General features: G+C 62.6%; 20 protein-coding genes, 3 tRNA genes and 1 pseudogene. 13 read left to right on the plus strand and 11 right to left on the minus strand.

What is annotated here, in order from left to right; translation table 11 throughout:
• A pseudogene (locus CK215_RS28085) lies at positions 1-78 on the minus strand (elongation factor Tu); the annotation flags it as partial.
• A 307-nt stretch (positions 79-385) separates the two neighbouring features.
• Here CK215_RS28085 and CK215_RS32110 point away from each other — a divergent pair.
• Both CK215_RS32110 and CK215_RS28090 read left to right on the plus strand, forming a co-directional pair.
• Positions 386-577 (plus strand): hypothetical protein, encoded by a 192-nt coding sequence (locus tag CK215_RS32110; protein ID WP_245418857.1) that lies wholly within the window; start codon positions 386-388, stop codon positions 575-577.
• Positions 578-601: 24 nt separating this feature from the next.
• On the plus strand, positions 602-1273 hold the full coding sequence (locus CK215_RS28090; RefSeq protein ID WP_245418858.1) for a DMT family transporter: 672 nt from the start codon (positions 602-604) through the stop codon (positions 1271-1273).
• 26 nt (positions 1274-1299) lie between these two features.
• On the opposite strand, the gene CK215_RS28095 is transcribed toward CK215_RS28090, so the two are convergent.
• Both CK215_RS28095 and CK215_RS28100 read right to left on the minus strand, forming a co-directional pair.
• Positions 1300-2106, minus strand: a complete 807-nt coding sequence (locus CK215_RS28095; RefSeq protein ID WP_095832873.1) for a sulfotransferase family 2 domain-containing protein — start codon at positions 2104-2106, stop codon at positions 1300-1302.
• 121 nt (positions 2107-2227) lie between these two features.
• Positions 2228-2485 (minus strand): GlsB/YeaQ/YmgE family stress response membrane protein, encoded by a 258-nt coding sequence (locus CK215_RS28100; RefSeq protein WP_066989559.1) that lies wholly within the window; start codon positions 2483-2485, stop codon positions 2228-2230.
• A gap of 126 nt (positions 2486-2611) precedes the next feature.
• On the opposite strand from CK215_RS28100, the gene CK215_RS28105 reads away from it, so the two are divergent.
• A complete protein-coding gene (locus tag CK215_RS28105) occupies positions 2612-3064 on the plus strand; it encodes a YidB family protein (RefSeq protein ID WP_095832897.1) in 453 nt (150 codons plus the stop codon).
• A 76-nt stretch (positions 3065-3140) separates the two neighbouring features.
• Here the strand turns inward: CK215_RS28105 and CK215_RS28110 are convergent.
• Together CK215_RS28110 and CK215_RS28115 are read right to left on the minus strand one after the other, a co-directional pair.
• Positions 3141-3214 (minus strand) — tRNA-Gly (locus tag CK215_RS28110).
• A gap of 68 nt (positions 3215-3282) precedes the next feature.
• Positions 3283-3367: transfer RNA gene (locus CK215_RS28115), tRNA-Tyr, on the minus strand.
• 200 nt (positions 3368-3567) lie between these two features.
• Here CK215_RS28115 and CK215_RS28120 point away from each other — a divergent pair.
• Positions 3568-4431 (plus strand): RNA methyltransferase, encoded by an 864-nt coding sequence (locus tag CK215_RS28120; protein WP_095832874.1) that lies wholly within the window; start codon positions 3568-3570, stop codon positions 4429-4431.
• Positions 4432-4514: 83 nt separating this feature from the next.
• Here CK215_RS28120 and CK215_RS28125 read toward each other — a convergent pair whose 3' ends face one another.
• The 3 genes from CK215_RS28125 to gcl all read right to left on the minus strand — a co-directional run bounded on the left by CK215_RS28125 (position 4515) and on the right by gcl (position 8196).
• Positions 4515-5399 carry a 2-hydroxy-3-oxopropionate reductase gene (locus tag CK215_RS28125; protein WP_095832875.1) on the minus strand — a complete coding sequence of 295 codons (885 nt, stop codon included), beginning with the start codon at positions 5397-5399 and terminating at the stop codon, positions 4515-4517.
• Positions 5400-5589: 190 nt separating this feature from the next.
• Positions 5590-6387: a 2-oxo-tetronate isomerase gene (gene otnI / locus CK215_RS28130; RefSeq protein WP_095783294.1), complete on the minus strand. Its 798-nt coding sequence runs from the start codon at positions 6385-6387 to the stop codon at positions 5590-5592.
• A gap of 27 nt (positions 6388-6414) precedes the next feature.
• Entirely contained in the window at positions 6415-8196 is a 1782-nt protein-coding gene (gene gcl / locus CK215_RS28135) for a glyoxylate carboligase (protein ID WP_095832876.1), read from the minus strand.
• Positions 8197-8398: 202 nt separating this feature from the next.
• Here gcl and bhcR point away from each other — a divergent pair, with 202 nt between their 5' ends.
• A complete protein-coding gene (bhcR, locus tag CK215_RS28140) occupies positions 8399-9220 on the plus strand; it encodes an HTH-type transcriptional regulator BhcR (RefSeq protein ID WP_095832877.1) in 822 nt (273 codons plus the stop codon).
• Between the two features lie 163 nt (positions 9221-9383).
• A complete protein-coding gene (locus CK215_RS28145; RefSeq protein ID WP_095832878.1) occupies positions 9384-9806 on the plus strand; it encodes a hypothetical protein in 423 nt (140 codons plus the stop codon).
• Between the two features lie 112 nt (positions 9807-9918).
• Here the strand turns inward: CK215_RS28145 and CK215_RS28150 are convergent, their stop codons facing one another.
• Together CK215_RS28150 and CK215_RS28155 are read right to left on the minus strand one after the other, a co-directional pair.
• Positions 9919-10281, minus strand: a complete 363-nt coding sequence (locus CK215_RS28150) for a BA14K family protein (RefSeq protein ID WP_245418859.1) — start codon at positions 10279-10281, stop codon at positions 9919-9921.
• Between the two features lie 220 nt (positions 10282-10501).
• A complete protein-coding gene (locus tag CK215_RS28155) occupies positions 10502-10669 on the minus strand; it encodes a hypothetical protein (RefSeq protein ID WP_095832879.1) in 168 nt (55 codons plus the stop codon).
• A 151-nt stretch (positions 10670-10820) separates the two neighbouring features.
• Here CK215_RS28155 and CK215_RS28160 point away from each other — a divergent pair.
• Positions 10821-10896: transfer RNA gene (locus CK215_RS28160), tRNA-Thr, on the plus strand.
• 68 nt (positions 10897-10964) lie between these two features.
• Complete coding sequence (locus tag CK215_RS28165; protein WP_067321527.1) at positions 10965-11168, plus strand: DUF2905 domain-containing protein; 204 nt, start codon at positions 10965-10967, stop codon at positions 11166-11168.
• Positions 11169-11224: 56 nt separating this feature from the next.
• Here CK215_RS28165 and CK215_RS28170 read toward each other — a convergent pair whose 3' ends face one another.
• Positions 11225-11839: a TetR/AcrR family transcriptional regulator gene (locus CK215_RS28170; RefSeq protein WP_095832880.1), complete on the minus strand. Its 615-nt coding sequence runs from the start codon at positions 11837-11839 to the stop codon at positions 11225-11227.
• Between the two features lie 92 nt (positions 11840-11931).
• On the opposite strand from CK215_RS28170, the gene CK215_RS28175 reads away from it, so the two are divergent.
• The 5 genes from CK215_RS28175 to CK215_RS28195 are packed head-to-tail and all read left to right on the plus strand — an operon-like array spanning position 11932 to position 16470.
• Positions 11932-13005: a spermidine/putrescine ABC transporter substrate-binding protein gene (locus CK215_RS28175; protein ID WP_095832881.1), complete on the plus strand. Its 1074-nt coding sequence runs from the start codon at positions 11932-11934 to the stop codon at positions 13003-13005.
• A 7-nt stretch (positions 13006-13012) separates the two neighbouring features.
• Complete coding sequence (locus CK215_RS28180; RefSeq protein WP_095832882.1) at positions 13013-13858, plus strand: ABC transporter permease; 846 nt, start codon at positions 13013-13015, stop codon at positions 13856-13858.
• A gap of 2 nt (positions 13859-13860) precedes the next feature.
• Complete coding sequence (locus CK215_RS28185; RefSeq protein WP_095832883.1) at positions 13861-14643, plus strand: ABC transporter permease; 783 nt, start codon at positions 13861-13863, stop codon at positions 14641-14643.
• Complete coding sequence (locus CK215_RS28190) at positions 14640-15704, plus strand: ABC transporter ATP-binding protein (RefSeq protein ID WP_095828511.1); 1065 nt, start codon at positions 14640-14642, stop codon at positions 15702-15704. The genes CK215_RS28185 and CK215_RS28190 overlap by 4 nt, the downstream gene beginning before the upstream one ends.
• 4 nt (positions 15705-15708) lie before the next feature.
• The gene (locus CK215_RS28195) at positions 15709-16470 is read left to right on the plus strand and encodes an MBL fold metallo-hydrolase (protein WP_066989531.1); all 762 of its coding nucleotides are present in this window, start codon (positions 15709-15711) and stop codon (positions 16468-16470) included.
• The last annotated feature ends 280 nt before the right edge of the window (positions 16471-16750 follow it).

Raw genomic sequence — 16750 nt, forward strand, 5'->3', positions numbered from 1 at the left:
CGTCTTGCCATGATCGACGTGGCCGATCGTGCCAATGTTCACATGCGGCTTGGTGCGCTCGAATTTACCTTTTGCCATAGTCTCTTTCCTTGGGCGGCCTTGACCTTCAGTTCAGTCGAATGCGGGGCGATTAGCGACAACGGCCGCAAAACACAAGTGCCTTGTGGTTGAGCGTTCTCTCGCTCGAGCCGAACCAATGATCTGATTTCAGGGGTATGGCGCGGATATAGGATCGCGACAGGCGAATTCAAATCCGCGCGTCTTGGCGCCTCGGCTAGCTCATTGGCGCCTCGGCTAGCTCATCGACAAGTTTCGCGCGGGTAGACGCCCGATCGGCCGGAACTGGCCCATTGCCGCCCCGATCCGGCTCTGATTTCTTCAGCCAATGCAATTCATTCCGGCAAATATCCGCGGTCCGCTGTTCATGATCGTCTCGACGGGCTCCTACCTCGTCAATGACACGATGATGAAGCTCGCGACCGCAGGGCTGCCGCCCTATGAGGTGCTGCTGCTGCGTGGCGCGGCCGCCACACTGTGGGGCATGCCGCTGCTTTTCATGCTGGGCTATGGCAGGTAGATCCCGCTGCTGTTCGAACGCAAGGTGCTGCGCCGGAACCTTTGCGAGCTGGCGGCGATCCTCTGCTACGTCGTGGCGTTGGCCAACATGCCGATCGCCGATTCGACGGCGCTCGGGCAGATCACGCCGCTCATCGTGCTGGTCGGGTCCTCGCTCCTTTTCGGCGAGAAGATCGGTGCGGTGCGAATGGCGCTGATCAGCCTAGGCTTTGTCGGCGCCGTCATGGTGGCGCAACCGACGATGCAGGGCATTTCCATCTATGCCTTGCTGGCGCTGGGCAACGCGGCCCTGGCCGCGACGCGCGACCTCGCCGGACGTAAGGTGGGCGCCGAGGTGCCCGGCATGATCGTTGCCATCTCCGCCGTGGTTGTCGTGCTGCTCGGCTCAGGTGTCGCACACCTTGTCTCGGAACAGTGGGTGATGCCGGAGGGCCGTCATCTCCTTTTGCTTGCCGGCGCCGGCCTGTTCCTGATCTTCGGTCACTTCTTCATCTTCATGGCCTATCGCGTCGGACCGACAAGCGCGGTGGCGCCCTTCTATTATTGCTTCACCGTCTGGGCGGTGATTTCCGGCCTTTTGGTGTTCGGGCAGCTCCCCAACGCGCTCGCCGTCTGCGGCATTCTCCTGGTGATCGGCAGCGGCCTCGCCATCGTCTCGCTCGACGAGCGAAGGAGGCGCTTGAGCATTGTGGCCTGAGGTCGTCCGGACTGAAAAGCTGAACGCTACAGCCCCACCCTTTTCTTCAGCGGACGTTTGGCAAGGAAACCGACGAGGTTGCGCAGCGTCCGCGCGTAGACCAGACGGCCGTTGCGAAAAGCCGTCAGATCGCCGGCGACATGCAGCGAGGACGTCTCATCGGGATCGCCTTGGGGGATGCCTCCCCATCGTGCCGGATCGTAATAGTCGACAAGGAAACCGTAGTCGTAGCGGCAGAAGCGCATCGCCCTTCTGAACGCCGCGGGGGAAAGATCCGAGGGACTGACCTTGCCCCGGGCTGCCTGCAGCCGCGGCATAGAGACTGTCTTGCCGCTGACCGTGGACAGGAAGGCGCCGACCTTGTCCATGTCCTCGAATTTGAAGACGTGCTCGAACAGGAACAGGCTGGAACCGATGAAGCGGCGTGGCGAGGCGACGTGAAAGTGGATGTCCCCTGAGCACGCGCAGTATTTTTCGATGTTGAGGATGAAGGTATCGGGATCCGGGTTGGTCGGCAGCCCAAAGCTTTCGAGCAACTCGAGGTTGGGCGAGCGTGACCGTAGGACATCGGTGTCCAATATCCTGCTGGAATAAGCCGAGAGCAGCCGCTCCAGCGGATCACGAACGATCGTGAATTTACCGCCGAGACCGTCATAGACCGGCTCGAACGGATCGGCCCAATTGGTTGCAATTTGACTGTGGACGTCGTTGTCCGGGTCAAGCAGAGTGGCTTCCTTGCCGCCGAGCGCCATCAGCGCATATTTGACGCTGCTGGTGCCGCTTTTCGGGATTGGATAATAGGTGACTGGAAGGCCTTGAATCTGGACCGCCATCGCCGTTCCGCCCCACGCCATCCAATGCCAATACGCAGCGCGGTCGCGTTCGACGACCAGCGCTCGGCTGACGATCCCACCACGGCGATCGAGCCGTGGTTTCGCCGATCGTTCGACCGTTCTACAGCGTGCGCCTGCCGGAGAACTGGTGATAAGCCCAGAGCACGACGACCGAGCCGATGACGGCGACAATCAGGCTCCAGATGTTGAGGCCGGTGACGCCCGATGCGCCGAAGGCGCTGAAGATCACGCCACCGACGATCGCGCCGACGATGCCGAGCACGATGTCCATGATCAAGCCCTGACCGGTCTTGTTGACGATCTTGCTGCCGATGAAGCCGGCGATCGCGCCGAGAATGATCCAGCTGATGATGCCCATTTCTTCCCTCCAATCCCCCCGCTGCCAATCATTTTCATATGATTGTCAAAAGCTCAAGACAGCTTGAAAATTCCCCCGGTTGAGCCATTCTGGCGCCGGGTGGACTTGGTTGATAGGAGATCCATGATGGGCCTTTTTGACAACGCCGTTCCCGGCGGCAACATCACCAAACCCCTGATGATCGCGCTCGGCGCGCTGTTGGTCGGCAAGATGCTGAGCGGCAGAAGCGAGGAACAGCCAGCCGAAGCTCAGGCCCCCGCCCCAACTCCCGCCGGAACCTCCGCCGATGGCGGCCTGCTCGGCGGACTGGGCGGGCTGCTCGACAGACTGCGAGACGCCGGCCACGGCAACGTTGCCGATTCCTGGGTCGGCACCGGCCAGAACCGGCCGATCAACGCCAACGATCTCGGCTCGGCGCTGGGGCCGGCGGTGATCCGCGAGATCGCGCAACGTACCGGTATGAACGAGCAGGAGCTGCTGCAGCAATTGTCCACGGCGCTGCCCGGCGTTGTCGACAAGCTGACGCCGAATGGCCAAGTCCCGCCACAACATCAGGTGACATCGGCTTTCAACAGCTAAGCACAAGGCGGGCCGAACACGCCGCGCGCCACGGGTGCTCGGCGTCTTTCATTTGAGGCATACGAGGAGAAAGATCTGGAGCGGGTAGCGGGAATCGAACCCGCATATTCAGCTTGGAAGGCTGCTGCTCTACCACTGAGCTATACCCGCCTGCGCTAGCATCGGAAAACAGTGGCACACTTCCGGTGCTTTTCGTTTCAGGGCTTCCGGGCCGGCAGTGGTGGAGAGGGTTGGATTCGAACCAACGTAGGCTAAGCCAACGGATTTACAGTCCGTCCCCTTTAACCACTCGGGCACCTCTCCAGTCTGCCGCCGGAGCCATGCAACGAGGCATTTCAGCCGACCCGGAGCCCGAGTAAGGATCTTCTCCGAAATCAGCGATGCGCCTTATGGCGGCAAGGCCGGTGGGTGTCAACCGGCGCGGCCAGGGTTTTTCGAGGATGTTCGGCATTCGTCGCCGCAGCCCGTATCCTTAGCCGGCCGGGACGGTTATAGAGGCCGGCATGAGCGACAACAAAAGCAGCAAACCGGGCACCCCGAAGGATACCCACTACGCCAAGCTGAGGCGCGCGCATCGCGACCAGAAGGCGGGCGGCGCGCCGGCATTCCGGCCGCGCCAACCGGTGCCGCCAGGCGAAGGCCCCGCCGACGGACTGGTGCGGCTTTACGGCCTGCACACGGTGCGGGCCGCGCTCGACAATCCGCGACGCAAGATCAGAAAGATGCTAGTGACCCGCAATGCCGCCGAGAGGCTGGCGATCGGCGATCTTTCCGCCCTGTCCTTCAAGACCGAGTTGGTCGAGCCCAAAGATATCGACAAAATCACCGGCTCGGACGCCGTGCATCAGGGCGTGTTGATCGAGGCGGAACCGCTTAAACCCAAGCGCCTTGACACGCTCGGCGACACAAAGCTGGTGCTGGTGCTCGACCAGGTCACCGACCCGCACAATGTCGGCGCTATCCTGCGCTCCGCGGTTGCTTTCGGCGCCGGCGCGCTGATCACGACGGCCCGCCACAGCCCGCAGGAATCGGGCGTGCTGGCGAAATCGGCCTCGGGCGCGCTGGAGCACATCGACCAGATCGAGGTGAAGAACCTGGCCGACGCGCTGGGTCAACTGCACGATGCCGGCTTCCAGACGATCGGGCTCGATTCCGAGGGATCGGCGGAGCTGGAAAAGAGCTTCGCCGGAGGAAAAATTGCGCTGGTTCTGGGCGCCGAGGGCAAGGGCTTGCGCCAGAAGACGCGCGAGACGGTGACGGCGCTTGCCCGCCTGGACATGCCCGGCGCCATCCGCTCGCTCAACGTGTCGAATGCCGCGGCGGTGAGCCTTTATGCGGCGCGAAAATTCATAGCGAATAGCGAATAGCGAATAGCGAATAGCGAATAGCGAAACACGGCGGCCCGTCGGCCTGCAATCCCTATTCGCTACTCCCTATTCGCTATTCGCTTCTAGGCCACTTCGTGTCCCGCCATCCGCTCTAGCGCCCTGACCAGCGCCGAGTGATCCTCCTTCGCCCCGCCGTTGGCGGCGCAGGAATTGAACAGTTGCTGCGTGGTCGAGGTGTTGGGGAGCGCAACGCCGAGCGCCTTGGCGCCTTCCAGCGCGAGGTTGAGGTCCTTCTGGTGCAGTTCGATGCGGAAACCGGGCGCGAAGGTGCGCTTGATCATGCGCTCGCCATGCACTTCGAGGATGCGCGAGGCGGCGAGACCGCCCATCAGGGCTTGGCGAACCTTTGCAGGATCGGCGCCGGCCTTTGATGCAAAGACCAGGGCTTCGCCGACCGCCTCGATGGTGAGCGCCACGACGATCTGGTTGGCGACCTTGGTGGTCTGGCCGACGCCGTTCGGCCCGACCAGCGTGATGTTCTTGCCCATCTTTTCGAACACCGGCCTGGCGCGCTCGAACGCTTTGTCCTCGCCGCCGACCATGATGGTAAGCGAGGCTGCCTTGGCGCCGACCTCGCCGCCGGATACCGGCGCGTCGAGATAGTCGCAGCCGAGATCGTTAATTTTCTTGGCGAAGTCCTTGGTGGCGATCGGCGAGATCGAGCTCATGTCGATGACGAGCTTGCCTTTCGACAGAGCTGAAGCGACGCCGTTTTCGCCGAACAGCACATCCGCCACCTGCGGCGTGTCGGGCACCATGGTGATGATGATGTCGGCGGCGCTGGCCACCGCATCGTGGCCGGTGACGGTCTTCAGCCCCTTGGCCGCGAGATCGGCCGGCGGCTTCGAGCGATGGTCGCTGGCGATGATCGGATAGCCGGCGTCGAGCAGATGGCCCGCCATCGGCCCGCCCATGATGCCGAGGCCAATGAAGCCGATGGTTTCCATTTTGCGGTCTCCTGAAGGTCTTTGTCCGAATGGATCGAAGGCTGGCGCCGCCCCTCATCCGCCTGCCGGCACCTTCTCCCCGTGAAGGACGGGGAGATAAGACAAGCTCCAGCGCTGGCGACCCCTCTCCCCGTTTTTCACGGGGAGAGGGTAAGGGTGAGGGGCAGGGGCGACGCTGGTTGAGAAGCGCCTAAGCCGCCGCACTCCCCTGCCCGGCGAACTGACGGAACCAACCGAGTCCCACCTCCGTGCCGGCCTTCGGCTTGTATTCGGCACCGATCCAGCCGGGATAGCCGAGCCGGTCGATATGGTCGTAGAGGAAGGGATAGTTGATCTCGCCGGTCCCCGGCTCGTGACGGCCGGGATTGTCCGCAAGCTGGATATGCGCGATGCGGCCAAGGTTTGCCTCGATGGTACGGGCGAGATCCCCCTCCATGATCTGCATGTGATAAATGTCGTATTGCAGGAACAGGTTCTTCGAGCCGATGCGGTCGATCAGCGCCAGCGCCTGATCGGTGTAATTCAGGAAGAAGCCCGGAATGTCGCGAGTGTTGATCGGCTCGATCAGCAGCTTGATGCTGGCCTGCTCCAGCTTTTCGGCCGCGAAAGCGAGGTTTTCGGCAAAGACGTTTTCCAAAGTAGTGCGATCGGCACCCTGCGGCGCGATGCCGGCGAGGCAGTTGACCTGCTCGCAGCCAAGCGCGTGCGCATAAGTGATCGCCTTGGCGACGCCCTGGCGAAATTCAGGCACGCGGTCGGGCAGCACGGCAATGCCGCGCTCGCCCTTTGCCCAGTCGCCGGCCGGCAGGTTGAAGAGAACCTGCGTCAGGCCGTTCTTCTTGAGGCGAGCGGCAACAACGTCCGGCGCATGGTCGTACGGCCCGATATATTCGACGCCCTTGAAGCCGGCGCGGGCAGCGGCATCGAAACGATCTAGGAATTCGTGCTCCCCGAAGAGCATCGAAAGATTGGCTGAAAAACGCGGCATTCTTTTGCTCCTTCTTTCCGCCGGACCTCAATCGAGCATCACGATCGCCGTCGGCGCATCCTCGTGGCTTTCGGCAAGCTCCTCGAATTCGGTGATCTTGTCGATTTCGGTGCCCATGGAAATGTTGGTGACACGTTCAAGGATGAATTCGAGAACGACCGGGACCTGGTGTTCCTTCATCAGCCGCTCAGCGTCTTTGAAGGCGCCGGCGAACTCTTCCGGCTTGCGCACACGAACCGCCTTGCAGCCCATCGCCTCGGCGACCGCGACATGGTCGACGCCGTAGCCGGCCTCGGGATCGTTTGCCCGGTTGACGTTCTCGAAGGCGAGGCTCACCTCGTAGTCCATCGAGAAGCCGCGCTGCGCCTGGCGGATCAGCCCGAGATAGGCGTTGTTCACGACGACGTGGATGTAAGGCAGCTTGTACTGCGCGCCGACCGCCAGCTCCTCGATCATGAACTGGAAGTCGTAGTCGCCGGAGAGCGCGACGATGGCGCGATCGGGATCCGCGGCGCGCACGCCGAGCGCGGCCGGCAGCGTCCAGCCGAGCGGGCCGGCCTGGCCGCAGTTGATCCAGTTGCGCGGCTTGTAGACATGCAGGAATTGCGCACCGGCGATCTGCGACAGGCCGATCGTGGTGACATAGGTGGTGTCGCGGGCAAAAGCCTTGTTCATCTCCTCATAGACGCGCTGCGGCTTCAGCGGCACCTGCTCGAAATGCGTCTTGCGCTTCATGGTTTTCTTGCGCTGCTGGCATTCCTTCGCCCAGCCCGACCAGTCGCGCAGCTTGCCGGCCGTACGCCACTCGGTGGCGACGTCGAGCAGCATCTTCAGCGCCGCGCCCGCATCCGAGACGATGCCGAGATCCGGCGCGAAGACGCGGCCGATCTGAGTGGGCTCGATGTCGACATGGATGAATTTCTTGCCCTTGGTGTAGACGTCGACCGACCCGGTGTGGCGATTGGCCCAGCGGTTGCCGATGCCAAAGACGAAGTCGGCTTCAAGCATTGTCGCGTTGCCGTAACGGTGCGAGGTCTGCAGGCCGCACATGCCGGCCATCAGCCGGTGATCGTCGGGGATCGCGCCCCAGCCCATCAACGTCGGAACGACCGGCACGCCGGTGACTTCGGCGAACTCGATCAGCAAATCGGAAGCATCGGCGTTGATGATGCCGCCGCCGGCGACGATCAGCGGCTTTTGCGCCTGGTTGAGCATCGCCAAAGCCTTCTCGGCCTGGGCGCGCGTCATTGCCGGCCTGAAGGGAACCAGCGGCTCATAGGCGTCGATGTCGAATTCGATCTCGGCAAGCTGCACATCGAGCGGCAGGTCGATCAGCACCGGGCCCGGTCGCGAGGAGCGCATCAGGTGGAACGCCTTCTGCAGCGCCATCGGCACCAGATAGGGTTCCATGACGGTGACGGCCCATTTGGCGACGGGTGCTGCGATCGAAGCGATGTCGACGGCCTGGAAATCCTCCTTGTTGAGGCGAGCGCGCGGCGCCTGCCCGGTGATGCAGAGGATGGGAATGGAATCCGCCGAGGCGGAATAGAGCCCGGTGATCATATCGGTGCCGGCCGGACCTGAGGTGCCGATGCAGAGCCCGATATTGCCGGCCTTGGCGCGGGTAAAACCTTCAGCCATGTGCGAGGCGCCCTCGACATGGCGCGCGAGAACGTGGCGGATGGTACCGCGCGCCTTCAGCGCCGAATAGAGCGGGTTGATCGCCGCGCCCGGCACGCCGAAGGCATTGGTGATGCCTTCCTTTTCTAGAACGAGAACCGCCGCGTCGACAGCGCGCATCCTGGCCATGTTCAGCCTCCACTTGGTTGGTTGGCTTTAGAATGCCAGCGCGTTCTCGATTTTTCAATTTTTTCAGAATATTTTTTCATTTCGATAAAAATGTTGTACCTAGCTGAATTCACTGATCTTTTCCTTTTTCAGAAAATCGCCACGGGGGGCCAGTGAAAAACTTTTTCATTGTGCTCCGCGCAAAATTGCGGAGAATGCGTGCATGGAAACCACGGAAAAACGCCAGCGCGGCCGGCCGCGTGCCTTCAACGGCCCGCAGGAAGCGGCTTCGGTGCAGTCGCTCGACCGCGCGCTGCGCATCCTGGCGATCGTCGCGGACGCCAGCGGCTTGTCCTTGAGCGAGATCGCGGAGCGCAGCGGCATCGCCGCCTCAACGGCCTACCGCATGCTGACGACGCTGGAGAACCACGGCATGGTCGACTTCGACTCGACCGACCAGCTCTGGTCGATCGGCGTCGAGACCTACCGCATGGGCGCCGCCTTCCTGCGCCGCCGCAAGCTGGTCGACCGCGCCCGCATCGTCATGCAGGAACTGATGGAAAAGACCGGCGAGACCGCCAATCTGGGCGTCGCCGAAGACGATTGCGTGGTTTTCGTAAGTCAGGTCGAGACGCATCAGGCGATCCGCGCCTTCTTCCGGCCGGGCACGCGCAGTTCCTTCCATGCGTCGGGCATCGGCAAGGCGGTGCTGGCGCATCTCGAGCCGGAGCGGGTCGCCGCCATCCTGCGCAAGGCCGGCCTGCAACGCTACACCGACAAGACGCTGTCCGACATCTCGGCGCTGGCTCACGATCTGGCGACCATCAAGCATCGCGGCTGGTCGGTCGACGACGAGGAACGCCATCCCGGCATGCGCTGCGTCGCCGCCGCCATCTTCAACGAGTTCGGCGAGCCGATCGGCGGCGTTTCCGTGTCCGGCCCGACGGTGCGGGTCACGCCGGAGCGCCTGGCAGAGATCGGCCCGCTGGTGCGCGAAGCCGCGGCCGAGGTGACGAAGATGATTGGCGGCGTGAAAGCCTACTGACTACGACAGCTTTTGTTTGCGCATGACCCCGGCGTCATGCGCCGGGCAGCGCGCTCTTGGCCGCTATCTCGAAGCGGGCCAGACTAAACGTATCGCTGTACACCGTCGGCTGATAGGCCCTGCCATCTTGCCGCGGCGTTCGAATGCATGCGAAAGGGCGGGGATGCTGAAAACGGTTCAACTCTTGCTCGCCGCTTCACTTTGCGGATGCGCCGCCACGACACCGGTGCCGGACTCCAGCGGGCAACGCGTGGATTCCATACCGGTGTCGCTCGCCCTCGAGGAGATCATTACCGCCGGCGTCCGCCAGCACTTGAAGGATCCAGTCTCGGCGAAGTTCGGGACGATGCTTGCCGGTGAGCGGACGTTGAATGGCCGCCAGGAGATCGTGGTTTGCGGCTTTGTCGACGACAAGCGCTCGGCCGGCGGCTCCAGGGACGGCAAAGCCTTCATTGCCAAGGTCTACCCGGATGCTGGAAACAGCTTCGAACTTGTCGCGATGAGCGGTGAATCGCCGAATGCCGGGCTTGCTGTTGCCGGCGCCTGCCGCAGCGCGGGATTGGCGATCGAGGCCAAGACCTCCTAGCACCAGGCGAAAAAGGGGCCGCGAAGCCCCCTTTCCGGTTGCCGAGACGGTGGCTCTCCTCTGTTTACGCAGTTCCGGACGGAAAACCGCTATGCGCTTTTCCTGGAATTGCTCAGAGGCGACAGTAATGCGGATAGCCGTCGTAGCCGATGTAGGTGTTCGAGCCCGGATCGTAGCTGGCATAGCGGGCCATGCAGCGGCGAACATGCCAGGAACCGGCGTAGCCATCCTCGACATAGACCGTGCGCGGCTGCTGAGCGAGCAGGTTGCCCAGGACGAAGCCGCCAACGCCGGCGGCGATGCCGATGCCGAGCTCGCGGCGGTGATGATGGTCGTGAGCGGCCGAAGGCTGGACGGTGCCGGCCAGCGTGCCGGCGGCGACAGAGGTGGCGATAAGGGTCGAAACGAGCGTGCGCTTGAACATGATGATCTCCTTGGTTTCCTGACCGAGGCGATCGATCCGCCTCTTGATCATCTGTCGTTGCAGCGCGGAAAAGGTTCGAAGTTTTTTTCTGATTTTTTTGAGTGGCCGGAAGCGGCTCAAATCTTTCGGAACTGCCCCTATCCTTGATTGAGGCGACCATTCGCCTCTGGCGATCAGTTGTGGCGGAGCGGCGGCAAAAGGTTCGATGGATGGGTGGATGAGTGAATGGTCGAGAAAACGCCGCCTTTCACCATTCACCATTCACTCCCCTTCACCCCATCCCCGTCACGTGCCGCAGCCAGAGGGCCAGCACGATGAAGCCGATGATCGTGGTGACGCCCGTCCAGTCGATGTTGGCCTTCTTCAGATCGCTGACGGCCTTCATCAGGAGAAGCCAGGTCACGACGATGAGCGGTAGGATGATGACGAATCTGATCATGCGACACCCCGTTCGATGCCATTGCACCCGACAGAGATGTAGGAAGCGGCGCGCCGCTTTTCAGCATGCCGACTAAGCCAAGCGGTCCATTAGCAACCCAAAACGGAGTTTTGTCTTTACTGGCGCACGAAATGTGCTACCGGAGCGCCGTGCCCTTGTAGCTCAGCTGGTAGAGCAGCGGTTTTGTAAACCGAAGGTCGCGGGTTCGATCCCTGCCGGGGGCACCATCCTTCGCTCTGCCAGCTTTCGAGCATCACTATATTCTGGCAATGCGCTATTTCCGGCAGGTGCTGCCATGTCGCGAACTCTGATCGTCATTGGCCTCAGCATAGTTGCCGCTGGCCTGCTGTGGCCATGGGTAACCAGGATCGGCCTCGGCAGGTTGCCCGGTGATATCGTGATCGAGCGCGAGAATTTCAGGCTCTACGTTCCCATCACCACGGGAATTCTGATCAGTGTCGTTCTCTCGACCATTCTGTGGCTGATCAACCGTCAGTGAGTACGTTCGGCCGCGACGCTTTGCTGAAAGCCCTCTACCTGCTCGCTCTTGATCTTCTATACGCCGATCGCAGCCACCAAGATCCGGTTCTGCCGCCTTATCGCCGCGCGCAGCTCCGGGATTTTCGCCTGGTCGCGCTTCACGAACTCGATGAACATCATGTTCATGTTGTTGAAGATCAACTCGCCCACCGCCGGGCCATCGATGTCTGACCGCACCAGGCCGATCTCCTGCAGGCGGGCGATCAGCGCCCGGATCTGTTCGGTCAAGGCGCGGTCGAGCGCGGTATAGGCCTGGCCGAAAGGGCTGTCGGGCAATTGGGTCGAGATTGCCATCGCCTGCCGCCACATCTCCTTGCTCAGGTAATTGAGCGAGTGCTCGATATAGATGCCGATCAGCCTGTCGAGCGCGTCGCCGACCTCGGCCGGCGGGCTGCCGACCACGCCTTGCCCGGCATTCAGCACCTCGCTGACCTCCATAGCGACGATGGCGCCGAGGATGTCACCCTTGTTCTGGTAGTAATTGTAGATCGTGCCGATCGAGACTTCGGCCTGCGCAGCTATGGCCTCGATCTTGGCGCCTTCATAGCCGGCCTCACGGAAAAGCTCCGTCGCCGCATCGATGATGCGGCGGTGCCTGTCCGCCTTCTGCCGTGCGCGCAATCCGCTCATATCGGCCTCTCTGCCACAAAATCATAATTGACTCAATTTTAGAATTGGTTCAACTTTTCCTCAACAAGCCAGCAAGGCAGGGAGAACACTCGATGACTGTCCGGAATCCGCTTTCCAGCCTGAAGTCCCGTCTCGGAGCCGCCTGCGCTGCTGTGGCACTGCTCGCCGCTGGCGGCGCTCAGGCCGCCGATCTCAACGCGCTGATCTGGTGCGACCACTCCGATCCGGCGCTGCTGCAGCCCTTCGAGGAGGCCAACAACGTCAAGGTCAACGTCAAGGAATTCGAGGGCACAGGCGCAGGGCTCGCGATCGTCGATCAGTCGCAGCCGGGCGATTGGGACGTGATGGTGATCGATTCCATCGACGTACAGCGCGGTGTCGAGAAAGGCCTGTTCGAGCCGCTGCCGGAGGACAAGCTGCCTTTCGCCGACCTCTTTCCGGAAGTGAAGATGGACAAGTCCACCGTGGTCGACGGCAAGCGCTACGGCATCACCGAAAAGTTCGGCTACAACACGATCGGCTTCAACAAGACCAAGGTCGATCCGGCCGACATGCAGTCGCTGGCTTCGCTGACCAGCGACAAATACAAGGGCAAGATCGCGATCTACGACTATTACCTGCCGGTCATCGGCATGGCGGCTCTGGCGATCGGCAAGAAGACCGCCGACCTCACCGAGGCAGACCTGCCCGCTCTCAAGGCCGAGCTGCTCAAGATGAAGGCCAACGCCAAGCTGGTCGGGGAAGTCACCGCCAGCCAGACCGCGCTTGCGACCGGCGAGGTGGACGTCCTTGTCGGCGGCGGCGAGTGGGTGACTGCGGGGCTCGCCAAGGAAAACCCGGCGCTCGACTTCTCGATCCCCAAGGAAGGCGCGGTGCTGTGGTCGCAGTCGCTCGCCATGTTCAAGGATTCCAAGAACAAGGACATGGCGCTAAAATTCATTCAGTACATTCTGAGCCCGGAAGGCCAGGCGCGCCTTGCCACCTCCTCCTGCTACTGGGGCATGCCGTCCAACAAGAAGGCAGCGCTCACCGACGAGCAGAAGAAGATCCTGCGCTTCGACGAGCAGCCCGGCTTCCTTGCCCGCGCCCAGGCCTATCCGGCGCCGAACGCCGATCTCGACAAGAAGATGCAGGACATGTGGACCGAAATGCTGCAGGCGCAGTAATCGGCCAATGAGCGGTTCCGGAGGCAGCCCGCGTGCCCTGCCCTGGGCGCTGGTCACGCCGGCGCTGGCGTGGACGCTTCTGTTCTTCGTGCTGCCCTTCGTCGCCATGGGATTGTCGAGCCTGACGGCGCATGAAGGCGGCGGCTTCACTTTGGCCAATTACAGCCAGTTCTTCACCGATCCATCCTATTGGCGGGCGATGGTGAACTCGCTGCAGGTGACCGCAATCGTCACCGTGATTTCGATCCTGCTCGCCTATCCCTTCGCCTGGATCCTCGCCGAGCAAGTACCGGAGCGCTGGCAGCGGTTGGCACTGATGCTCGCCGTACTGCCGTTCTGGACGTCTTACGTCGTACGCTCCTATTCCTGGCTGCTCGTGCTGGCGCAGAACGGCGTCATCAATCGGGCGCTCACCGGCATCGGCTTGGTCACCGAGCCGCTGCAGCTTGCGAACACTCGGCTCGCCACCGTCACCGGCTTCGTGCACTTCTTCGTCATGCTGCTGACGCTCACCATCTTCGCCAATCTGAAACAACTCAGCCCGAGCTATCGCAAGGCGGCCGCCGACCTCGGTGCCGGGCCGGTGCGGACCTTCCTGCATGTCGTGCTGCCGCTGACCCTGCCCGGCATCATGGTCGGGGCTTTCCTCACCTTCGTGCTTTGCATCGGCGACTACATCACGCCGCAGATCCTCGGCGGCAACAACGAGTTGGTCATGCCGCAGCTGGTCATGATGCAGATCGGCCGGCGCGGCGATTTTCCGCTGGCCTCGGCGCTTTCGATCATCCTGATGGCCGTCGTCACCGTCGCCTATCTCGCCTGCGCCCGCTGGCTGAAGATCGAGCGGGCTTGACCATGCGTGCTGCCGTCCGCCTCGCTGCCTGGCTCTACGCGATCGCCGTCTACGGCTTCATCTTCCTGCCGGTGGTCGTGCTGATACTGTTCTCGCTGCAGGCGACCTCTTTCCCCATCCCGCCTTTCACCGGCCCGTCGCTGCGCTGGTACCAGGCGGTGCTGTCCGATGCGCGGCTGACGTCCGCGCTGGTCAATTCGCTGCTGGTGGCGGTGCTGTCCTCGCTCGCATCCGTCACGCTCGGCTTCCTTTCCGCCTGGGGTTTCGCGCGCTTCGTGCTGCCGGGCTCGGCCCTGCTGCGCGGGCTGATCACGCTGCCGCTCACCGTCAGCTATCTGATCATCGGCATGGGGCTGCTGGTGCTGTTCAACTGGGCCGGCGTGCCGAAATCGCTCATCGCCGTCGGCATCGGTCATGTGGTGATCAACCTGCCGCTCTGCTTCGCCATCATCTACAGCCAGATGGGCGACCACCAGATCAACATCGAGCGCGCCGCGCGCGACCTCGGCGCTGCCGAATGGAAGGTGCTGCTGATGATCACGGTGCCGGTCATGGCGCCGGCGATCTTCGCCGGCTTCTTCCTGTCGATGACCTTCTCCTGGGACGAGTTCGTCATCTCCTTCCTGCTCACCCGATTCGAGACGACGCTCCCGGTCGAGATCTGGAACCTCTTGCGCTCCGGCCTCAATCCCAAGACCAATGCCGTCGGCTCGCTGGTCTTTGCGGTTTCCATTGTGCTCGTGGTGCTGTTCGAATTGACCCTGCTGCGGAGAAAGCCGGCATGAGCGCCCCATTGGTCGACATCCGCAACGTCTCGCATCATTTCGGCCACCTTCGCGTTTTGAAGAACGTCTCGCTCGCGATCGAGCCCGGCAGCTACACGATCCTCCTCGGCCCGTCCGGCTCCGGCAAGACGACGCTGCTTTCGATCCTTGGCGGCTTCGTCACCCCCAGCGAAGGCAAGGTGTTCATTCGCGGCGCGGATTGCACCGCCGTGCCGCCGGCCAAGCGCCCGACGACGACCGTCTTCCAGGACTACGCGCTGTTCCCGCATATGAGCGTCGGTAAGAATGTCGGCTTCGGGCTGCGCATGCAGGGCGTCGATGGCGCGACGCGGACGGCAAAGGCACGCGAAGCGCTCGCCCTCGTCGGGCTTGCAGACTCCTTCGACAAGAAGCCGCACCAGCTCTCCGGTGGCCAGCGCCAGCGCGTGGCGTTGGCGCGTGCGCTGGTCATCGAGCCGGCGGTGCTGTTGCTCGACGAGCCGCTCGGCGCGCTGGATCTTAAGCTGCGCCGGCAGATGCAGGACGAGTTGAAAGCGATCCAGAAGCGGGTCGGCACCGCTTTCGTCCATGTCACGCACGACCAGGAAGAAGCGATGGCCCTGGCCGGCCATTGCGTGGTGATGAATGATGGGCGCATCGAGGACGAAGGACCGCCCGAGCGAGTCTATGCGCGGCCGAAGACTCGCTTCTCGGCGACCTTCATGGGCGAAAGCACGATTCTTGCCGGCAAAGCCGGCGAAACACAGGATGGACGCGTCGCAGTGGCGACCAGGCTCGGGCCGATCTCGCTGCCCGGCACGGCGCCGGCTGGCGCGGCTGTGGCGCTTGCCATCCGGCCCGAGCACCTCATCCTTGCGGGAGCGAAAGGCGACGTTGCGCTCGGCACCGCCAGAGTGAGCGACGTCGTCTTCCAAGGGAGCTTCAAGCGGGTGCTCGCTACCTCGGTGCAGGATCCTGCATTGCAGTTCATCGCCAAGGCACCAGCTCCCGCGACCGTCCAGGCCGGCGACACGGTCGCGGTTTCATGCGACGCTCAAGACATCATCCTGCTGGCGGACTGATCCAATGAGCATGCTTCCGGTCATCGAGGCTCCGGACTGGTACGAGAGCATCCGCATGAGCGACGACGTCACGCTCATCCATGAGCCATGGATAAAGCCGTTCTTCCGCTGCAACATCTGGCATGTGCGCGGCCGCGACGGCGATCTTTTGTTCGATACCGGCCTCGGCCATTTCAGCCTGCGGCGCCATGTGCCGCTGGTCACCGAACGCAAGCTTGTCTGCGTCGCCAGCCACACGCATTTCGACCACATCGGCTGCCACCACGAATTTCCGGATCGCTGCGTGCATTCGGCTGAAGCCCAGATCCTCGCCGATCCGCGCAACGAGCGGACGGTCGCCGACCGCTACGCGACTGACGATATGTTCGACGGCATGCCCGACGGATGGGATACGGCCAGCTACCGCATCCCGCCTGCGCCGGCCAACCGGCTGCTTGAGCATGGCGACGTTGTCGATCTCGGCGATCGTGCCTTCGAGGTCATCCACACGCCTGGCCACTCACCCGGCGGCATCGCGCTCTACGAGCGAAAGACCCGCATCCTCTTGTCCGGCGACATCGTCTATGACGGGCCGCTGATCGACGACGTCTACCACTCCGATATCGGCGACTATGTCGAGACGCTGCTTGCCATGCGCGACCTCGACGTCTCGGTCGTGCATGGCGGCCATTTCCCGAGCTTCGGCAAGGTGCGCTACCGCCAGTTGATCGACGAGTATCTTGCGCAGAAGCGGCAGGCGGGCTGTCACCTGCTGCAGAACCGCTAGCGCTTCAAAGCGCCCTTTGCGGACAAGGCATCCCGGCGGCGTCGCCGCAGCGGGAGGCCGTCGGATGCGGCCGCTGGCTCATCTCCTCCGAGTGGCGCACAAGCTCGGCGAACATGAGGGCGAAACTTCCCATCATCAGGAAGACTATGATCAGACGCGTCACTGGCAATAGATAGGTCTCTCGACTGGCCAGCCCCCGCCAACCCATCCACTGCCGGCTAACATGATCGATCCGGCTTTACGAGTGTTTAAGCCTGGTCTTAACCATTGCAGCCATCAC

Origin of the sequence: Mesorhizobium sp. WSM3864, assembly GCF_002294955.1 — a bacterium.
Taxonomy (GTDB): Bacteria; Pseudomonadota; Alphaproteobacteria; order Rhizobiales; family Rhizobiaceae; genus Mesorhizobium.

Bases quoted from the DNA above. Each gene is read 5' to 3' on its own strand.
- CK215_RS32110 (WP_245418857.1), top strand. From the start codon at position 386: ATGCAATTCATTCCGGCAAATATCCGCGGTCCGCTGTTCATGATCGTC.
- CK215_RS28095 (WP_095832873.1), bottom strand. From the start codon at position 2,106: ATGGCGGTCCAGATTCAAGGCCTTCCAGTCACCTATTATCCAATCCCG.
- CK215_RS28100 (WP_066989559.1), bottom strand. From the start codon at position 2,485: ATGGGCATCATCAGCTGGATCATTCTCGGCGCGATCGCCGGCTTCATC.
- CK215_RS28105 (WP_095832897.1), top strand. From the start codon at position 2,612: ATGGGCCTTTTTGACAACGCCGTTCCCGGCGGCAACATCACCAAACCC.
- CK215_RS28120 (WP_095832874.1), top strand. From the start codon at position 3,568: ATGAGCGACAACAAAAGCAGCAAACCGGGCACCCCGAAGGATACCCAC.
- CK215_RS28125 (WP_095832875.1), bottom strand. From the start codon at position 5,399: ATGGAAACCATCGGCTTCATTGGCCTCGGCATCATGGGCGGGCCGATG.
- otnI (WP_095783294.1), bottom strand. From the start codon at position 6,387: ATGCCGCGTTTTTCAGCCAATCTTTCGATGCTCTTCGGGGAGCACGAA.
- gcl (WP_095832876.1), bottom strand. From the start codon at position 8,196: ATGGCCAGGATGCGCGCTGTCGACGCGGCGGTTCTCGTTCTAGAAAAG.
- bhcR (WP_095832877.1), top strand. From the start codon at position 8,399: ATGGAAACCACGGAAAAACGCCAGCGCGGCCGGCCGCGTGCCTTCAAC.
- CK215_RS28145 (WP_095832878.1), top strand. From the start codon at position 9,384: ATGCTGAAAACGGTTCAACTCTTGCTCGCCGCTTCACTTTGCGGATGC.
- CK215_RS28150 (WP_245418859.1), bottom strand. From the start codon at position 10,281: ATGATCAAGAGGCGGATCGATCGCCTCGGTCAGGAAACCAAGGAGATC.
- CK215_RS28155 (WP_095832879.1), bottom strand. From the start codon at position 10,669: ATGATCAGATTCGTCATCATCCTACCGCTCATCGTCGTGACCTGGCTT.
- CK215_RS28165 (WP_067321527.1), top strand. From the start codon at position 10,965: ATGTCGCGAACTCTGATCGTCATTGGCCTCAGCATAGTTGCCGCTGGC.
- CK215_RS28170 (WP_095832880.1), bottom strand. From the start codon at position 11,839: ATGAGCGGATTGCGCGCACGGCAGAAGGCGGACAGGCACCGCCGCATC.
- CK215_RS28175 (WP_095832881.1), top strand. From the start codon at position 11,932: ATGACTGTCCGGAATCCGCTTTCCAGCCTGAAGTCCCGTCTCGGAGCC.
- CK215_RS28180 (WP_095832882.1), top strand. From the start codon at position 13,013: ATGAGCGGTTCCGGAGGCAGCCCGCGTGCCCTGCCCTGGGCGCTGGTC.
- CK215_RS28185 (WP_095832883.1), top strand. From the start codon at position 13,861: ATGCGTGCTGCCGTCCGCCTCGCTGCCTGGCTCTACGCGATCGCCGTC.
- CK215_RS28190 (WP_095828511.1), top strand. From the start codon at position 14,640: ATGAGCGCCCCATTGGTCGACATCCGCAACGTCTCGCATCATTTCGGC.
- CK215_RS28195 (WP_066989531.1), top strand. From the start codon at position 15,709: ATGAGCATGCTTCCGGTCATCGAGGCTCCGGACTGGTACGAGAGCATC.